The organism is Sphingobacterium chuzhouense (genome assembly GCF_014692525.1).
Lineage (GTDB): Bacteria > Bacteroidota > Bacteroidia > Sphingobacteriales > Sphingobacteriaceae > Sphingobacterium > Sphingobacterium chuzhouense.
This window is the reverse complement of record NZ_JACNYL010000006.1, coordinates 116,164-134,497: the sequence shown is the minus strand read 5'-3', so window position 1 is coordinate 134,497 and position 18,334 is coordinate 116,164. Positions and strand designations below refer to the sequence as shown.

General features: G+C 43.5%; 20 protein-coding genes. 13 read left to right on the top strand and 7 right to left on the bottom strand.

From position 1 onward, the window contains the following. Positions 1–159: 159 nt before the first annotated feature. Positions 160–1,239 (bottom strand): SDR family oxidoreductase, encoded by a 1,080-nt coding sequence (locus H8B21_RS19540; RefSeq protein WP_223815151.1) that lies wholly within the window; start codon positions 1,237–1,239, stop codon positions 160–162. An 81-nt stretch (positions 1,240–1,320) separates the two neighbouring features. On the opposite strand from H8B21_RS19540, the gene H8B21_RS19535 reads away from it, so the two are divergent. After that, positions 1,321–1,638, top strand: a complete 318-nt coding sequence (locus tag H8B21_RS19535; RefSeq protein ID WP_190315537.1) for a hypothetical protein — start codon at positions 1,321–1,323, stop codon at positions 1,636–1,638. Between the two features lie 8 nt (positions 1,639–1,646). On the opposite strand, the gene H8B21_RS19530 is transcribed toward H8B21_RS19535, so the two are convergent. Next, the gene (locus H8B21_RS19530) at positions 1,647–2,441 is read right to left on the bottom strand and encodes a hypothetical protein (RefSeq protein WP_190315536.1); all 795 of its coding nucleotides are present in this window, start codon (positions 2,439–2,441) and stop codon (positions 1,647–1,649) included. Positions 2,442–2,875: 434 nt separating this feature from the next. On the opposite strand from H8B21_RS19530, the gene H8B21_RS19525 reads away from it, so the two are divergent. From H8B21_RS19525 to H8B21_RS19515, 3 genes are all read left to right on the top strand, one after another. Further along, a complete protein-coding gene (locus tag H8B21_RS19525; protein WP_190315535.1) occupies positions 2,876–3,268 on the top strand; it encodes a hypothetical protein in 393 nt (130 codons plus the stop codon). 61 nt (positions 3,269–3,329) lie between these two features. Then, positions 3,330–3,527, top strand: a complete 198-nt coding sequence (locus tag H8B21_RS19520; RefSeq protein ID WP_190315534.1) for a hypothetical protein — start codon at positions 3,330–3,332, stop codon at positions 3,525–3,527. A 149-nt stretch (positions 3,528–3,676) separates the two neighbouring features. Then, complete coding sequence (locus H8B21_RS19515; RefSeq protein WP_190315533.1) at positions 3,677–4,273, top strand: hypothetical protein; 597 nt, start codon at positions 3,677–3,679, stop codon at positions 4,271–4,273. Positions 4,274–4,358: 85 nt separating this feature from the next. Here H8B21_RS19515 and H8B21_RS19510 read toward each other — a convergent pair whose 3' ends face one another. Beyond that, the gene (locus H8B21_RS19510) at positions 4,359–4,505 is read right to left on the bottom strand and encodes a hypothetical protein (protein WP_190315532.1); all 147 of its coding nucleotides are present in this window, start codon (positions 4,503–4,505) and stop codon (positions 4,359–4,361) included. A gap of 200 nt (positions 4,506–4,705) precedes the next feature. Continuing rightward, entirely contained in the window at positions 4,706–5,179 is a 474-nt protein-coding gene (locus H8B21_RS19505) for a helix-turn-helix domain-containing protein (RefSeq protein WP_190315531.1), read from the bottom strand. A gap of 946 nt (positions 5,180–6,125) precedes the next feature. Here H8B21_RS19505 and H8B21_RS19500 point away from each other — a divergent pair. From H8B21_RS19500 to H8B21_RS19490, 3 genes are read left to right on the top strand one after another with little or no spacing between them, the layout of a single operon-like run. Continuing rightward, a complete protein-coding gene (locus H8B21_RS19500) occupies positions 6,126–6,671 on the top strand; it encodes a TlpA family protein disulfide reductase (RefSeq protein WP_190315530.1) in 546 nt (181 codons plus the stop codon). A gap of 8 nt (positions 6,672–6,679) precedes the next feature. Then, the gene (locus tag H8B21_RS19495; protein ID WP_190315529.1) at positions 6,680–9,880 is read left to right on the top strand and encodes a SusC/RagA family TonB-linked outer membrane protein; all 3,201 of its coding nucleotides are present in this window, start codon (positions 6,680–6,682) and stop codon (positions 9,878–9,880) included. Between the two features lie 31 nt (positions 9,881–9,911). Then, on the top strand, positions 9,912–11,255 hold the full coding sequence (locus H8B21_RS19490; RefSeq protein WP_190315528.1) for a RagB/SusD family nutrient uptake outer membrane protein: 1,344 nt from the start codon (positions 9,912–9,914) through the stop codon (positions 11,253–11,255). A gap of 47 nt (positions 11,256–11,302) precedes the next feature. On the opposite strand, the gene H8B21_RS19485 is transcribed toward H8B21_RS19490, so the two are convergent. The 3 genes from H8B21_RS19485 to H8B21_RS19475 form a co-directional block, all read right to left on the bottom strand. Continuing rightward, on the bottom strand, positions 11,303–11,731 hold the full coding sequence (locus H8B21_RS19485) for a hypothetical protein (RefSeq protein ID WP_190315527.1): 429 nt from the start codon (positions 11,729–11,731) through the stop codon (positions 11,303–11,305). 254 nt (positions 11,732–11,985) lie between these two features. Continuing rightward, positions 11,986–13,158, bottom strand: a complete 1,173-nt coding sequence (locus H8B21_RS19480) for a hypothetical protein (RefSeq protein ID WP_190315526.1) — start codon at positions 13,156–13,158, stop codon at positions 11,986–11,988. 63 nt (positions 13,159–13,221) lie between these two features. Beyond that, positions 13,222–14,214: an AraC family transcriptional regulator gene (locus H8B21_RS19475; RefSeq protein WP_190315525.1), complete on the bottom strand. Its 993-nt coding sequence runs from the start codon at positions 14,212–14,214 to the stop codon at positions 13,222–13,224. A 293-nt stretch (positions 14,215–14,507) separates the two neighbouring features. Here H8B21_RS19475 and H8B21_RS20780 point away from each other — a divergent pair, with 293 nt between their 5' ends. From H8B21_RS20780 to H8B21_RS19450, 6 genes are all read left to right on the top strand, one after another. After that, positions 14,508–14,636, top strand: a complete 129-nt coding sequence (locus H8B21_RS20780) for a hypothetical protein (protein ID WP_262891567.1) — start codon at positions 14,508–14,510, stop codon at positions 14,634–14,636. Positions 14,637–14,747: 111 nt separating this feature from the next. Next, entirely contained in the window at positions 14,748–15,686 is a 939-nt protein-coding gene (locus tag H8B21_RS19470) for a hypothetical protein (RefSeq protein WP_190315524.1), read from the top strand. A gap of 85 nt (positions 15,687–15,771) precedes the next feature. Further along, entirely contained in the window at positions 15,772–16,851 is a 1,080-nt protein-coding gene (locus H8B21_RS19465; protein WP_190315523.1) for a LytS family sensor histidine kinase, read from the top strand. A 4-nt stretch (positions 16,852–16,855) separates the two neighbouring features. Next, complete coding sequence (locus tag H8B21_RS19460) at positions 16,856–17,650, top strand: LytR/AlgR family response regulator transcription factor (protein WP_190315522.1); 795 nt, start codon at positions 16,856–16,858, stop codon at positions 17,648–17,650. Between the two features lie 11 nt (positions 17,651–17,661). Further along, positions 17,662–17,985: a helix-turn-helix domain-containing protein gene (locus tag H8B21_RS19455; protein ID WP_190315521.1), complete on the top strand. Its 324-nt coding sequence runs from the start codon at positions 17,662–17,664 to the stop codon at positions 17,983–17,985. 17 nt (positions 17,986–18,002) lie between these two features. Next, positions 18,003–18,287 (top strand): hypothetical protein, encoded by a 285-nt coding sequence (locus H8B21_RS19450; RefSeq protein WP_190315520.1) that lies wholly within the window; start codon positions 18,003–18,005, stop codon positions 18,285–18,287. Positions 18,288–18,334: the final 47 nt, after the last annotated feature.

Sequence of the window (18,334 nt, the reverse complement as noted above, 5' to 3'; positions counted from 1 at the left end):
TGATAAATACTTGTCTATACGTATTTATACGTTTTTCCGGCTTAATTTGCTTATTATTTAGTGCCAGAGGCTATTTTTAGCCTCTGGCACTTTTCTTTTTGTGTAAGATATATTTATTGATTTTCAGTATAAATATTGGTTATAAACGTATTTTCTGCGTTATGGCTGACCGCCTCCGCCAGCAGCGCCGTATATCTGCCCTGTTGAATAGCTGGCACTATTATCTGCCAACTGTACAAAAATTGAAGCAAGTTCAGCCGGCTGCCCAGCACGTGCCAGCGGTGTATCTGCGCCGAACTTCGGAAGGTTTTTCTGCTCCTGGCCACCGCAGACCTGCAACGGTGTCCAAATTGGGCCGGGAGATACGCCATTCACGCGGATACCCTTCGGTCCAAGCTGCTTGGAAAGGGACTTTACATAAGCAACGTTTGCAGCTTTGGTCTGTGAATAGTCAAATAGATTTTCTGAAGGATCATATGCCTGTACAGATGTTGTTGCGATAATGGACGCTCCGGGCGGCAAATGGGGCAGTGCAGCCCGCGTGATCCAAAACAATGCGTAGATGTTCGTCTTCATCGTGGCATCGAAGCTATCGTCGCTGATGTCCATTATCGACAGGTTGCTTTTTTGATAACCTGCATTGTTCACTAATATATCCAGTCCGCCCAACTGTGATACGGCTTCTTCTACTAGCTTCCTGCAAAACGCTGCGTCGGTAATATCACCGGGAATAGCTACCGCCTTTCTGCCGGCCGCCTTGATGAGGGCAATAACGTGCTTGGCATCCTCTTCTTCGGCAGGAAGATAGTTTATGGCAACATCTGCGCCTTCCCGGGCGTAGGCAATGGCCGCTGCTCGGCCAATACCAGAATCTCCTCCTGTTATAAGAGCCTTTCGGCCGGCCAGGCGTCCGCTTCCTTGATATGACTTTTCGCCGTGATCCGGGACAGGATCCATCTGCGATGCAAGGCCTGGATGCGGTTGCTGTTGCTTCGGGTAAGGGGGCTTGGGATATTTATCTAATGGGTTCTCAAGTTCGGGATTGTTGGTGTTCTCCCTTTTGTCGCTACCGCCTGTAGCGAAAGAGGGACTTACTACTAAGGTGGCCATGGTAGCCCCGATTCCTTTTATGGCGTTTCTCCGCGATACATTGTTTTCCTTTTTCATAACGATATATTTTTCATTTACGCTGTATTGTTCTGTTTTAATTGAACAACGTGTTCGGGTTTCCGTTTTCAAAAGAATGTACTGTTTCGCTTGTACTAGTTGATTAAAAACTATTTTGCTATAACTGTGTTCATTTAATGTGGATAACAAAAAATGGTGCAATTAGACAATGGTATGATGGAAAATAATAGTTTACTGCTTAACGAAGCTAATGTGTTGCTCAATTTGTTGGCAAAAAGATATAATTACAACAAAAAGGTGTCACATATTTCCGATTTATCAGATTTCAAGAATAAGATACTAAACATTTCTTGGAATGATGACGGCCGTGATTATGGTGGAGAGCGCGTTTACATCTTTCTCGACGAAGGGATAGTCATAAATTTCGATAATCAGGTTTATCTTCATGTTAGCGAAAATTTTGCAGGCTTAAAAGAGTATTTTGAAGGGAGCAAACAGGTTTCTGCATAGGTAGGACATTATCGATTATAATGGTCCACTGCAGCTTCTAGTTTGCGTAGACCCGATAATTGCATTGTGTATCCACCTATCGCGAATCCGACGCCTGCGCCGAGCAAAATATAGCTGCTCGTAAAATTAGGTGCCTGGGGCTCGCTGGAAAATCCATTTTGCATATCAAAATCAACTTTGTTCCGGTTTGCGTTTACAAAAAAGGATACTAACGAAGCGCCAAGCGCAACACCCGTAGCAATATACATATTTCGACTTCTACGTACACTTTTGCGATAACCCTTCAACAGATCGATACTTTCCATATCATCTGCCATAGCCATGTTTAGGTTGGTATAATTAACTTTTTTAAGGTCGTCATACCCCTTATTGAAATACATCCGCATGTTGACACCGTTGTCATGATGTCGATGGTGCCGACTATAACGATATCCACTTGCGTAGTTCCAATAGCTGTCAGGACGCTCCATAAAGATATTGATCCTGCCTTCTATTACCCGCTCTGCCAATTGCTCTTTGCCCAGGCCGGGTAAGCGGCGCATGGTAGCAAAAAAACCTTCATCTATATTGAAAAACTTGACATTGTGGAGAGGGATACGCTTCGAATCTGCTCTTAAAGCCAATTCGTTAAACATATTTGGCCGCAGCCTTATGTTATCAGCATAGAAAATTGAATCAGAATCAAACAATACAAAGTTTTTAGATTCATCAGGTTGAATAGCTGATTGTGCGTACAGATATTGTACACCGGTTAAACCAAAAATAAACAGAAAAAGGAAGAGCTTCTTGTGGTATTTGTTCATTGAAATAAATGCTAGCGATAAAATGGTAAATGTAGGTATTTTATGCAGCTATATCAAGTAGCCCTATATTGGCTAGGAGGCACAATTACCATACTTGTATGAAAATATGGCAGGAATCGATGATGCCGCTATATGTTAAAATTCGTGAAAAGATAGACGACTATAAATAGGGACGAACCAATATGGAAGACATAAAAAAATGCTTTTCAAGCGTGTGCTATGAAGGGGTTCCGTCGTCAAAAAATCTGGAAATATTTTTTATTAGTTGCAATAACAATAATTTGGCTTAAACAAACTTATTGTCTTTTGGCATAGTTTTAGGATTACATGTATGCATTGTTTTGAAAACTGGATATATAAAAGTTGTTTGTGCTACGTTTATTGAGAAACAACATATATTGCTTTCAAAAGAAATGTTAGATGCGAAAACATACATGAAAAAGAGTAAAAAAGATGTGCAGATAGAAGCCGTGAAGGCTATTTTTTCCGGAGACTTGCTCCTGGAAGATGCTATGAAGAAATATGGCGTAAAAGATAAACGCACAATTGTCAGCTGGATGAAGGCTTTTTCGCCCCTATTCCGGGATAATGAATATAGTCGGAATACAATAAGTGAAGAGACTGCACAAGCCCCTGCTGTTAACGAATACATTGTGAAGGAAAATCAATTATTAAAAAGGGTGATCATCCTACAAGATCAGTTGCGGGAGCTTGAAGAGAAAAATGCGCAAATCCAAGCACATCGTAATCTCTTGATGGACAAAGTAGCCCGATTGGAACTCAAACTGCAAGCACGGGAAAAACGTGAAGCAACGCCGGACGCTTAGTGGGTAATATGTGAAGTATAGATGGAATGTCGTAAATTCGCTGAAATTAATGGTAAAAAGTATGCTGAACGATAAACAAATTAAAGAGATCGCTGACTCGCTCCTGCCGACTTTTATTCCGAAGAACGATGCAGAGACAGAACTGACTTTCAATTTTACTGTTCCACCAAAACACACTTACAAGGTTTGGTACGAGAAGGGAAAAACTGCTTGGACGTTTATAAAGTTTGAAAAAGTAGAGGTTTTGGATACTTTATAAATTCACAGGAATCATCTACGGCGCACTGTAGGCTTCTAATTGAATTATGAATTCCTAGTTCTGTGGTTGTAGCATTTACATGCTATGTGTCCATCAGAAAAATAGCACGTTGTTGCGTCGGCTAAGAAATAATTCACTATCTTTAGATCATGAACACGCAAGCCATTTTTATTATTCTTTCTTTAGGTTTCTTCCTGTCGTGCAGTAAAACAGATGATGCACCTACTACGGAGCGCTTGTCAGGAAAGTATCATGTTGTTGCGATGCAATCGGCTATTGCGGTCGATCTAAATAACGATGGCTTGAAATCGAAAGATCTTCTTCAGGAAGTTGTTCCATCCTATCTGGTCAAAGAAGATGGTGCGCTGGAGCGTATCGTCCCATTGTCTAATACGTCAGCTATATTATCTTACGATCAAGACAAGAACGAAGGAAGTCTCATCACGCCGTATCCGTTTCAGGAGATGCTTGGTCCGATTGGAAATAGAGAACCAGGGCTAGGCACATACGTGCTACAGTTTTTGTCGTTATCTTTTCGTATAGATGCGGCAGGTGGTGTAGAGGTAACCGAAGTTTCCGATAAATATCAATATACTGATTTAGCTGTTGCCAAATCGGTCGAAATTATGGAAGACGATACGTTTATTGTGGGCGTAGCGGCTAAATTGTATGATTTCACGGAAAGAGCATGGGTAGAGTGTGATGTCGAGCTGGAATGTAAAAAATTCGCTGATCTACTTTTTTAGACAGTAAAGCTGTAAAACTGATGTCTATTTTTAATGCATATAAAGTCTATAAAACATATCTCTCCTTCGTCATTGTCTTCTTCCTCTACATGTAATTTTGAATTTTCGTCCTTTCTGCTTCTTCTTTTTGCTTGACTTCTATCCGATCCATTATCTCCCGATATTGTTGGTCACATTTATCATGAAAGGCTTTTGCTTGCTGGGCAAAACCAGCGAATGTTTGATCACTCATAATTGTTTTTTTATAGTTTATAATATCCTAATTTAATGAATTTTTATGATCGTAACGAATTTCGAGCTGATGTTTCAGTAAAATGAAAGAAACCCACTTTTGCCGGGCGCGCTAGTGGGCTTCTACTGAATTATGAATTTCCAATCTCGTGAAATATTTTCAAAAATGCAAATATCTCGGAGTGAAAAATTTGTTTTTTTCTATACTCCGACTACCGGACGCTCACCATCACCATAGAAATACTCGAAAAGCTGACTGGGTTTTAAGTCAAAGGCTTTTGCCAAACCGTAGACCTCGTCAGGGTATAAGTTCTTGAATTCACCACTTAAAAGTCTCGTTAGCCTCGAGTTCTCAATACCCGTAGCTAAAGCTATCTGTGTTACGTCTTGGAGAAAGATGGATAAAAAAAATCGTAGCTTATTACTGGAATCTCCAACTTGACGAATCAACTTGAACTTGTGCTTTTTAAATAGTTTTTCACAAATTAAATCAATGTCGAGACCTAACAATGTGATAACATCATAGAAGTTCCTCGCTAAGATGTTTTTCCTAGTTCCCAATAATTCTTTTACTCTCAATTCGAAATCACGCTTTTCTTTTCCCGAAAACCTTTTCGAGATAGATTTTAAAATAAAAGTCGAAAAAAACTCGGTCTCTAATTTATTGTCTATCAATTCTTTTTTATTTTTATTTTATAAAACAGCATTTAAGTTTGCTGTTATTTATAAAGTTTGTTATATTTGTTTTGTAATCAGTTTGTTCTGATTAGAGTCTCGTCCCGGTAAGAACTAGCAATTTTTTGGACACGAGACCTTTAGGAGCTGTCAATCCCATTTTGTACATTTGCGCATATGGGGTGAGCTCCTACTGGATTCTGCGTCGTGGTCTTTGCTAGTACCGTACTGGGGCGGATGAAGGTAGGAGCTCTTCCTTTTTCAGAAACCTCCTCTCTTCTCCATCAGACTCCGAATTTTTCTTAACCACATAAAGTATGATTATGAAAAGAACAGGAATTAAAACTCAAAACAAAGCACCACATTCCGTAGGAGAGCATAAACCTCGCCCTACACGAAAACTGCTTTTCAAAAATGTGATCCGCTCGCCGGAATAGCGGTTTAAAGAGACGGTGGGGGAGCGGATGAAATAGCGGTGCCCGGTAGCACAAAAGCCGTTATAATCTACGCCTCCCACCTTTACCGACCACCATCAAAAGCACCTAACTGGATTTTGGCAAATGGTCAGTCTATCTTTAAAATTCGCACTTTAAATGTAGAGATTTTTTGCCTAATTACCTAATGATAGATGCGTTTGGTTATTGTAAAGCAACAAAGAGTGGTCGGTTTTTGTAGAGCCGACTTAGGAATACGGATGCAGAACCGATTATCGAAGGATTATGAAGACCGTCTCAGCGTATTCTTTTTCACCTTATTTACTGACACGCGAAGCGGTAAAAGCTAGGACAGCGAGATAGCTGCAGAACCTTGCTCATACAGTTTTCCATTGCTTCGCATAACATTTAAAAGAATGCAGAAATTATGCAATAGGGAGAGGTATTGCCTTTTTAAATCCGGATATAAGCGAAGCAGGACGTTTTTCAACTTTGCGATACCAGTATGTTTCATGTTGTTTAATCTATCAACAGCCCAGGCGCAGTCTCCCGAGAACGGGGAGGCTGCCAAAGGGCAAACCGAGATTAGGCCGTTGTTAGTGGGCCAAAAAGTACCGCACGAGTTCTGGACGGAAAAGCATCTACTTTACATAAACGGAGATACTGTTAGGCAGGATTTATCTACGTATAAAGACAAAGTATTGATCTTGGGTTTTTGGGCAACCTGGTGTTCGCCATGCCTAAAGAACGGTACGCTGATACAGGAAGCCATAGATCAACATCCCGAGAGGTTCGCATACGTCAAAGTTAATCCGGTAAGAACGACAGATAATATATCCAGAATCGAGAAACTGCTTGATGGGCCAATAGGCCGAAATTATAACCTGCACAAGTCCAATTTTTCATCCATTATAGAGGATGGGTATCTTCAGACTCTCTTCCCCCATCATGGCTATCCGCTGTATGTATGGATCAACAACGGGATAATCCAGATAATGACCTTCAGGAATTTATTTGACCAGCGTATCGCTCATCATTTATTAGGAGGTGGACTATGAGGTACATCATGATATTTGTATATATACTGGGGGCGAGTGCAATTGCGCATGGACAGGTACACATCGTAGGATCGGTGCTTGATAGCGTTGGCAATGGGATACCCGAAGTGACCGTAGCAGAACAGGGGCAGGCCAGCGCAGTTTCTACAGATAAGGAAGGCCGGTTTGAGATCATTACTATACGGGACAATGGTTATCTCACATTTCAGCATGTGGGCTATCAAAGTGCTGTCCGTTACTTTGATAAAAAGAAACAAGAAATAGTTATTACCTTGAAGCAGTCCATCTCCGAGATTGAAGAAGTTATCGTTTCGACAGGTTATCAGAACCTTCCGAAAGAGCGGGCAACGGGCAGTTTTGAGCACATGGACAGAGAGGCTTTGGAAACACGGACAGGGAGTAATATATTGGAGCGGTTGGAAGGCCTGACGCCGGGTCTGCAGTTCGACAATAGATCCGGTACGCCAGAACTCAATATCCGTGGAATAAGCACGCTGTCTTCTACCATGACAGGGCCATTGATTGTCGTGGACAATTTCCCCTATCAGGGCGATATCGCCAATATAAATCCAAACGATATCGAATCGGTAACCCTGCTAAAAGACGCCGCAGCTGCATCGATATGGGGGGCAAGGGCCGGAAACGGTGTCATCGTTATTACAACAAAGGGTGCAACCGGAAGAGAACGCGTCAGTATAGATTATAGCAGCAATATCAATATCAGCGGCAAACCGGATTTGTTTTACAATCCTGACCTGTCCACTTCGGATTTTATAGATATCGAACGATTCCTATTTGGAAAGGGACATTATGACCCCACATATTTGGGAGCGGAGAGAACTAAAAAGAACACGATATTTTCACCTGTCGTGGAGTTAATGTACCAAGAAAAGATGGGGGCTATAGGCCTGCAGGGAATGGAGACGGCGATTGATCGTTATCGTAACATCGATTATAGACATGAGCTTTTGGATCTGTTCTATCGTAACCCCTTTCTTGAACAGCACCACATGGCCCTAAGTAATCGTTTTCAAAGAGGAAGCCATAGGCTTACCATCGGATATGACAAAAGCATGGGCAGCCAGCCGGGCGATAAAAGTAATAGGCTTAGCATACGTTCAGTGACGAGTTTGCAGTTGAGTCCTAAACTCTCTGTTGAAGGCAGGCTGAACTATACTAATCAGCGCAGGGAAAGTTATGGGGATCTCATGGAGTACGGATTTTCCCCCGGTGGGAGTAGATCCACTATTTATCCTTATGTCCAATTTCGGGGCGAGAACAAGGAGGCATTACCTATCCCAAGGAACTATAACCTGGAATATATAAAAACACTGCAGGACCTACCGTTATTGGATTGGATGTATTACCCGGCGGATGAAATGACGCAGACGGAATCAAGTAGTCTACGGAACCATATCCAGGCACAGTTGTCCTTTCAGTATCAACCCATGGACGGTCTCTCGTTAAATATGCTATACAATTTTGAAAACCAACCCTTTGAATATGGTACCCTAAGAGGGGAGGATTCATTTTTTATGCGTAATCTGATCAACAGATATACACAGATAGACGGTGGCAATATAAAACATATTGTTCCCTTGGGCGGTATGCGTTCGTCAAATATACAGACAATGCGATCTTATAACCTTCGGGGACAGGCTAACTATCACAAAAACATAGCTAATAGACATGAAATAACGATGTTGCTCGGAGGGGAGGTGTCGGATAGGCAGGTTGATACAAAAGGATTTACCGTATTGGGATATGATGAAAATTTAATGATCAGCCAGATAGTCGATGTCATCGGTACCTATCCTATATTCGACGGTCTCGCATCAAACAGCCGAATTCCGGTGAATCTTGAAGGTAGCCATGGGGGGCAGACACAACGTTTTGTTTCGTTTTATTTCAACATGGGGTATACCTTGGATAATAAATATGGTCTGAGTTTCTCGACAAGGCGGGACGCATCCAACCTGTTCGGTGTAAGTACGAACGATAAATGGAATCCGCTGTGGTCCGTCGGTGCAAGTTGGTTAGCGCACAATGAATCTTTTTTGAAGAGTTCCGATTGGATCAATAGCTTGAAACTGAGAGCTACATATGGACATAGCGGCAATTCAGGTGGAGTGGCCAACACGCTGCCGATTATCTCGTACCAGTCTCCTTCATCGACATCAATTAACCAGTGGCCGAACGCTATAGTAACCACGCTTTCCAACCCTAATTTACGGTGGGAGGATGTGCGCATGATGAATCTGGGACTGGACTTTTCACTGCTAAAAAATGCGATCAGTGGCTCTTTTGAAATATACGATAAAAAATCATCTGACCTTCTATCGACAGATATGATGGATATTACGACAGGCTTTTCATCAATCACGAGAAATGTAGCGGAGTTGAAAGGCAAGGGAATAGATGCCAGATTAACAGGAAGATATAAAATGGGCGGATTATCGGGACAGAGTACATTCAATTTTTCCAGGAGTCGAACCCACGTAACCAAATTCTTTGGTTCAAATGTTACGGGATCGTTTTATGCTGAATCATCAGGCAGGTCGATGGCTAGGCCAGTACTCGACAGGGAACTATATCCGGTCTTTTCTTTTAGGTTTGCAGGATTGGATTCGGAGACGGGTGATCCACAGGGATGGTTGAACGATGAAATTTCTAAAGACTATAACAATATGCTTAGGGATTCCGTACAGAACTTGAGATATCATGGAACCGCGTTACCTCCCTACTACGGGTCACTGATGCAAAGTTTAACATGGAAAAACCTCACGCTATCGTTTCTGATTGCCTATAAGTTCGGTCACTATACGCAAAAAAATACAATAGCCTATAACAGCCTTTTTAACACATGGGGAGGAGGACATGCGGATTATTCAAAAAGGTGGCAAAATCCGGGTGATGAACAACAGACAACGGTGCCGTCGATGACTTACCCTGCCGTAAACAATCGGGATCGATTCTACGCGGCCTCGGAGCCTAATATTATCCGGGGGGATCTTATCCGTTTGCAGGACGTGGGGCTAGATTATCGCTTTACGGTAAGACCTTATAGAAGACATACAGATATCAGAATTTTCTTGAAGGTCAACAACCTAGGGTTGCTGTGGCGCGCTAATAAAGACGATATAGATACGGATTATTTTGATCTACCGCCGGTGCGGAGGTATTCATTTGGAGTTACCTTAAACCTTTAATTACGGAGCAATGAAAGATAGAATAATTACAATGCTTTTATTAATAGCAGGATGTTCGATATGGACTGCCTGTGAGCGATTTTTGGATGCCAAGCCATATAGTACATTGGCCCAACCGCATACACTGAAAGACTTGCGGGCGATACTGGACAGGGAGGAGAGTATTAATAATATATATCCCATGGCACTGCAGGTAGCGTCGGATGATCTGGAGACGACCTACGAAGCGCTCACATCCATGCCGCAAATTTTCCAGAATACCTACCTATGGAACGATCAAGGCTTGGATGGTGCCAGTTGGAGTAACCCTTATCAGGCCATCAGCATAGCCAATGTAGTACTGGAAGCATTGGAAAGGATAGATGGAGGGGATGTTAGGTTGAGAAAGCAATTGGAAGGCGAAGCGCTTTTCATACGGGGTTGGATGCTGTTTAACCTGGCCCAGATTTATTGTAATTCTTATTCGGTAACAGGTCAAAATAATGGGTTAGGGCTCGTGTTGAGAATGGATTCAGATTCGGAAATCACCATTGGACGATCCAATTTGGAGGATACATATATAAGGATATTTACCGACCTGCACAAAGCGTTGGAACTGCTACCGGAAGAAGGGGAATTTATTACTCGCCCCTCTAGACTGGTTGTTCATGCGGCCCTAGCGAGAATTTATCTTGTTATTGATGATTTTGAGCATGCAGAACGTATGGTGGACGAGGTTTTAAAAGTCAAAAATAATCTTTTGGATTTCAGTACATTGGATTTTGAAGCACGTTATCCCTTGGAAGTAGGAAAAAATACAGAAATTATTTATCATGCCGCATCGATATCTACGGGCCATTTTGTGGCAAATGCGAGTACACATGCCAATCCTGAGCTGTATAGTTTATATGATGAAAACGATTTGCGGAAGAGAGCTTACTTCGAAAGTGGCAATATCGGGATGAAATTTAGGGGTTATTACCACGGTCGAATGGCAGATTATTTTGCTGGGTTGGCTACGGATGAGATGTACCTGATAAAAGCAGAATGTGCGGCACGTAGAAGAGATATAGAAACAGGAAGCTTTTATCTGAATGAACTCCGAAGACACCGCTATGAAAAAGAATATTTTGAGGTATTGTCATTTACGACTGATATGGAACTCCTTACAGAAATTATAGAAGAAAGAAGACGGCAGCTCGTTTGCCGTGGTATTCGTTGGTTAGATCTAAGGCGATTGAACAGGGATGAGAATTTTGCCCAGAGCATTTATAGGGAACTTGACAGGGATGGTGAGCAAATTATTTATGAATTGAAACCGAATAGTTTAAGATATGTCTTTTTGATTCCAACAATGGCAGTCGAAATCGGAAGGTATGAACAGAACCCAAGGTAATCGGGAGTATCAATTGGAGGGGCGGGTTCCCCCTCCAATTGGAAGCTTTATTCGGCTTTAAATCCTGTAACAGTAGAATTTAAGGTTGGATTAGGATTTGGACCTGATAAAGAGCTAAGCGCCTCAATAATCTGATCTTGCACCGTCACACCGTCTACCGGAGCCTCCATGTGTGGTTGTCCATCCGTAGTGGGACTTTCAGGAGCCTCTATCTGACAGATGGTTTCAAAAGGTAGTTCACAAGGTTGTGCATCGTCGGGATCCGACGAATAGTTACGACTATCGGTCGCATCGTTGCTAAAATTACCTGTAAAATACCAAGTCTGGTTTACAAGTGCCTTCTCCGATTCAACTTTCACCTCTTTCTTCTCCTTATCATCTCCGTTACCATTAGGAGCAGCAGTCGCTGTTCCGATCAAACATACTGCAAATAGTGTAACTACACCTTTTGCATATTTTATTTTTAAACTTGCCATGGCAAATAATTTAAAATTTTCAATTTAGTTTTTACAATCCGTTAGAAGGCATGCCCTACCGCCAGAACAGACACCTGCGAGTGCCTTGGGCATTTATTTTTGTACCCGCCTACCGGGGAATACTGCAAATTTTCTTCTGTAATGTGTTGTGCTCATGATTTTATCCTTTACTTTGTTTTATATGTCAAAAGTAAAGGGTAGAATCAAGCGAGTGTTAGGCAGAAGTTGACATCAGTAAGGGACAAAAGTTGATATTAAGGTTTCGCCTTTCGGATATGGGAATTATCTTCGACCGACGGATTTTTGATCCAACGTACACCCAGTAAGCCACGGTAGATGGGAAAGGAAAGCGTGTCCCCGACCTCAACCTGATCATAAAGTGACTTTTTTAAGTCAAAACCTGTTGGCTCCCCATCACCCCATATATCGACGTCAACAGTGAAAAAAGCCGGAAAGCTATCGTCGTGTTTTTTTGCATATATGGGTGCCTGAACGGACCCCATAGGTTTTCCGGTAGGCACACAGTTGATAATGTGAAGCAAACCGAATAGCATAAATGGCAGGCATAAAAAAGTAATATAATAAGCTCGGCTATGGAGTAAACGACCGTAGCGCCAATGGAGAATGGCCGTCAGGACAAAGCTGGCAACAACGAGCGGAAGATAGGCTGAAAGACTGAATTCCAAAGTCACAGAAAACAAAAATAGAATGGTCAGAAAAAATAAAACAAAAGGTATCGGGTGCTTGACTATTTCGAGCGTGTAGAGAAAATATATTTCCGATAGTTTACTGAACGTATACCATAAATAGGAGATAACGGAGAAAAATAGTATATAGGCGAAAAAAGTGAAAATCGGATGCACCCGGAGCTGCAACATTACAATATAGGCCAGGATAATTGGAACTAACCAAAATACGGTCAAGCACTGTTGCTGGTGCCGACGAAAGGTGGACAATGAAGGGACAGGCGGATAATCCGAGCGGCCTTGACGTTGCATAATTAAATAATCTCGAAGAGACAACAGCCGTCTAACAGGAGCGAACCCATTGCAAAATATAGAAATTTCAGTGTTTGGTTGGAATTCTTTTTTTATAGGTTCGAAATGCGCTGTGCCTACATGATCTGCATTCGGGAGTGTGATGGTAAAACGTAGTTTGCTTTTGCCAAAAGGAACTGTTTTACGCCATTCCTGCAGGGTATCGTCCTTTAAGACAAGACGATAGCTGATAATTTGTGTTAAGTACAGGGTGAAGACTATGAACATAACGATAAACATACCCGTAAAAAACCAAAAAAGATCCTCGGACAATGGGTCTTTATAACTAAGGGATATGAGAAAGACAAATAGGTACAAAAAGGCACACGCAATACCAAAGAAGAGTAGAATGTACCAACGATAATAGGTGTAGACAATTTTTTGACGCATAGTTGTAATAGCTAGTAAAACGAATATAGTTATTTATTTTATATGGATATGTAAAACCACTTTCTAACGCCGTCGATATTGACCAGGCGTCATCCCTGTTTTCCGTTTAAAGAAACGGTTCAATTCACGGATGCCCGGAAAGCCACACAGCAGACTGATTTCCAGCAAAGTATAAGGCTCTTCCAATAATCGCCTTATTTTCTCCGTAACCAGGCCATCGCGGTAGTCGTTCAGTTTTTGCTGATGGTACCGCTGATGCAGCCGGCTGAGGTACTCGTGGCGCACATGCAGCTGCCCGGCGGCGTCCCGGATGCGCACCGTATTGCCGAACAGGGCAATACGGTGCGCCAGCAGGTCCCTGCAGCGCTGTATAAGCAATTCGGGATCGGTGGTGCGTTCATACGTGTCATATACTTTTTCTTTTGCGAGTTTCAGTAAGCCGATCAGTTCTTGGACGACAAACTTTTCATTTTCGATATCGCCCTTTTTAATGCACCGGCAAAAGCGCCTGATTTGGCCAAGAGTGTGCTCACCGGCAGGGAAGTCGATGCTCACTACCGGTTCGGGAAGGTTTGCCCGGTAGGCCTCGATGACATCCTGTAAAAATGCAAACGGACGCTCATTGCCATCGCGGAATAGGCCGCCATCAAAATAGAAACCGAAAAGACAATAGCTTCCGGGCGCTAAATGGAGCTGATACTGCCCGTTGGGCAAATAAACGAAACGTGCACGTTGGCCCGAAAGTGTGGCAAGGGGCTCGCCAGTATCAGCACACAAGGTAACGGCCTGGTGAGCGCGGAGCAGGTAACAGGCATGCAGATCGGCCATCGTGGCATGGACAGGAATACGCAGTTTTTCCCGAAGCACAATGTCGTAGCTATATAGGTAGCCATCTTTGGCGTCAAATTCCTGTGCGATGGCATAGTCAGAGCCTTCGCGGTAGTAGTGCACATCGGCATGGCGGATGGGAACCATCGGATCGGGCATATCGGCCGAGGTCATTTTCCTCGGCAAGCCAAAATGGGTAAATAGGTGCAGGTGTAGGCTTTTCAGCATGCGATATCCGTCAGTTAATCCGGGGCTAGACTACAAAAAACTTTCTTCAAGAACGAAAAAAATAATAAAGGGTATCGATTTGGGGTATGAGGGTATCCACACAGCATATGACGGTTTTAGATAGCCGATAAAATACACTTCATGGGGCACTCCGTACCTCTCTGCTATTTTTTTTTGACGGGCGAAAACAAACAGCCAATTTCACACCGTGATCACGCCGCTCCGAGGGCTAAGGGGCTAAGCGATCTGCCGAGGAAAGGCAGGTGCTAAGTGAAATTGTAAATCGTATTGAAATGGAACAGTTTATTTTTGAAATCCAATCCATTGCCGCCAAAGGTGTCCAAACGTGCAGTTTGGGAGAAGGCTTTAGCCTGTTGAGCCAGATCGGCGGTACGGGAAAGTGCAATCTCTACTACGTGTAGCGGTAGAGGACGACTAACAAACGGAATCTAGATATCCATAAACTAGCCTGTCGTACGGCAGGCTAGTATCGTAAACCTATTATTCTTTTTAACATGACGAATAAAAATCAATTGGCGACGCTCGCTAATGCCGCCGCGTGGAATAGCAGCGTAAGGCTGGTTACCATGTTCTATCACTGGGGATTGGTGCGCGACTATGCCCATCTTGTCGAACTGCTGGTCAAGCATCAGGCATGGCTGAAGCAACCCGTATTTAAAGACGATGGCTTACTGCTGGAGGAATTGGTAAGACAGTGGCCACAGGTCGACGGTAGACCGCGTATATGGGCGTGTTTCCATATCGGCCCGTACGGATTGATCCCCCGGGCTTTACTTTTGAAAAACCGCGGTGTCGCAGTGCTTCTGAAAGACGAGGTGTTTGAAGAGCAACGGCATAGGTATGTAGCGCAATTCTTGGAAACCTTCCGCCGCCAACCCACGGATGGGGAGTTGCGTTTTGTCCGTAGCGGTGACCGCGATTGTTTAGTGCAATTGAAACGGAGCTTGGAAGATGGACTGGACATCGTTTGTTTCGTAGACGGGCAGGAGGGTAGTGCGGAAAGAAAGGGTTGGACGATGGTTAACCTACGCAATGTGCCGATCCCGGTGCGCTATGGGATGGCGGTGCTCAGCCGTTGGACGGGTGCAGCGGTTCGACCCGTTGTCTTTTCGCTGATCCAAGGTGCTCTTCGGTTGTGTAGCTTAGGGGATGTTCATCCTGTTGACGCGGATCAATACCAATCCGTACTGCAGCATTGTTATGATCTGTTACATGACCTCACGGCAGAGGAATGGGTACAATGGGAATTTGCATCATCATTTTTTGAAGTGGTTATGCGGGACCACGCAGGCAAGGAGACAACCGTAAAGCACGAGCCGTGGTGGCTTCCTGTTATGACCTCGCAGGAACAGCTATTGATCGACGTTAAGTCGGGCCAGACCACTGCTGTTCCAGAAACAGCGCATCAGGATTTCTGCGAAAGGGTACAGGCACTCATCGTAAAATTTTAGTGAAGAAAGACAAAGACCGACCGTAACTTTTGTTTTTCCCGAATAATTCCGGTTTCTTAGCCAGATCGACCTATAAAAGACACGTATGAGAAGTATCTATCTGTTACGTCCTTTTCCCAAGGCCGTTCATATCGCTATTTGGATCGTTTATTTTGGATGGATAAGTTGGGGCAATATCAACCTACATGGAATCAACCACGTGAAGGTATTGCTGTTGGTTATACCGTTGATGCTGGGTATCATTTATCTAAACCGGTACGGGTTGCGGAAGCTTATCGTGTTACAACGGATAAGCCGAAAAACAATCGGCTGGATGCTCGTAACGGTACTGGCATTAGGTATGGTATTGTACCTTGCGCTATATGTGTGGCCTACAGGCCTTACAGAGCTTATCCTGCCGGAAACGCCGATACATGGTATATGGCTGTATATCCTGGATTTTGTTGCCTTTTACGGCTCGTTCGCAGGGAAGGGAATCGGGCTCGGACTGGCGGAGGCAACGGTAAGCCTATTGCAATGGAGGAGATCGACGGTAGAACAACAGCGAGCGCAGACGATAAAGCTCCAACGGCAAGCGGAACTGAAAAAGTGGTTGAATCATTTTATGGGAAATATTGCTCAGCACATGCCACAGATTATCATAACGGGCGGAACGTCAAGAAAAGTAATAGAAGCGTATGTCGCACTCACGAGCCGTTGTATACGTTTAATGGCACGAAAGAATATGAAGGTATCCTTGGAGAACGAAATTCATGATTTGAGACGACTTGCTGATCTGTTCGCAGACAATCCGATCGTATTGCGCCTGCCTCACGAAACCTACGGTTACCAAATTTTACCAATGCTCCTGCTCGGATTGTTCAAAAATATGTGCAAACACGGGGAGTTCGGAGGGGATGCTTTACCGGGTATATTTACAGTAACCGCGACGGCTGATAAACTGGTGGTGCATACCGAAAATCAGATAGCTGCCCATTCGGCATGGCTCTACCACGAAGGCGGAACAGGGTTGGAGCAACTGGAGCGGATACTTTATTTGCATTACGGAGAGGACGCCACCTTGCATTACAAAAAGGAAGATGGACTATTCCGAGTCTCGATGACCATTTCGCAATGGTCGATGACCGAGGAAAATAATAAACATAGTATGGAACAAATAGATTGAACACATGAAATTATTAACAAAAAAATTGAAAGTTTTGGTAATCGACGATGATCCGTTGGCGCTGAAAGTTATCGCTGATTATGTGAAAGCTACCGATGGCTTGGAGCTTGTCAGCCAAACAACGAATCCACGTAAGGGCATGGACGTGTTGAAGAAAAATGAAATCCATTTGATTTTTCTGGATATGGAGATGCCAGGTATGAGCGGTATGGCGTTTTTGGCACAGTTAAAGATTCTTGCAGAAGATAATCCAAGTATCGCAAATATTTCTGTTGTGGTATGCAGTGCCTTTGATCGTTTTGCGGCGGATAGCTTTGACTATGAGGCGGTCGATTATTTAGTGAAGCCTGTTTTTTTTGAGCGCTATACGAGAGCGGTAAAGAAAGTAAAGCAGCGATGGCATAGAATGAGCTTAAATATGCTCTCCTCGGATAACGATTGCCTGATGGTGTATACAACGCGTGGTAAGCTATTCCATAAACTGCGCTATGAAGATATCATTTACTTAGAAGCGAAAGGCGAAAAAACATGGATATGGGTAAGCGAAAGTGAATACTTTGAAATTGACGATATCCTGAAAAATGTCATGTTGTTATTGCCGCGTGCAAGATTTGCACGGGTTCACCGAGCGTTTGCCATCTCGCTGGTTCATTTTGAATGGATAAAGGGGATGGAGATACAGCTAAAAGGTGCGCCAAAAAATAAAATAAAACTGGGGAGAAAAGGGGATTACGAACTCTTTAAGGACTGGCTCGCCGAAAACGCCATTAAGGGTCGGCATTTCAAGTTATCATCTTAATACGAATCACCATGAATGTAAGAAAAAGAAATAGAAAAGAATATATGAAATGGCGGGCCAGGACAATTGCAAAAATATTGCTGGCTAAAAAATCGGTGTATAAAGAAATCCTTGCACTGTTGCGGAAGAGCGCTTCTAAGGAAGAAGATACACCGCTTTTTTCGGCCAAAGAGGTGCAGGCTCTGTTTAATATTGCCCACAGTACCTACTACCGCTGGATTGGGGGCGGATGGCTAAACCCTACGCTGATAAATGGACGTCATTATTATCAAAAAGAAGATATTCTGGCCTTGCTGGAAAAACGTCGTTATCGATCCCGCGGTGGCCTGGAGTAACTCACTTTCTTCGGACGTTGTTCGGGCGACCTTCGGGAGCTGTTCGGACGAGCTTCGGGGCAGCTTCGGGACCCCCTCGTACCTCGTTCGCTTTTTGTTCGGGTGTTGTTCGGGTCATTGCCGAACAACACCCGAACAATACCCGAAGCCGACTCGAAGAAATCCCTTCCATGTGCCGGGTCGATCCCGAAGGCGATCAATCCGGATTCCGAACACTGCTCGAACAGGAGACACCGGAAATTGACGCATTCGCTATCCCAAACTATCCCGTATTGTCCCACATTGTCCCTTTAATTTTTTAATGACGGAAGGCGCGCTACTTTAGTTCTCGATATCACAGGAATGATGG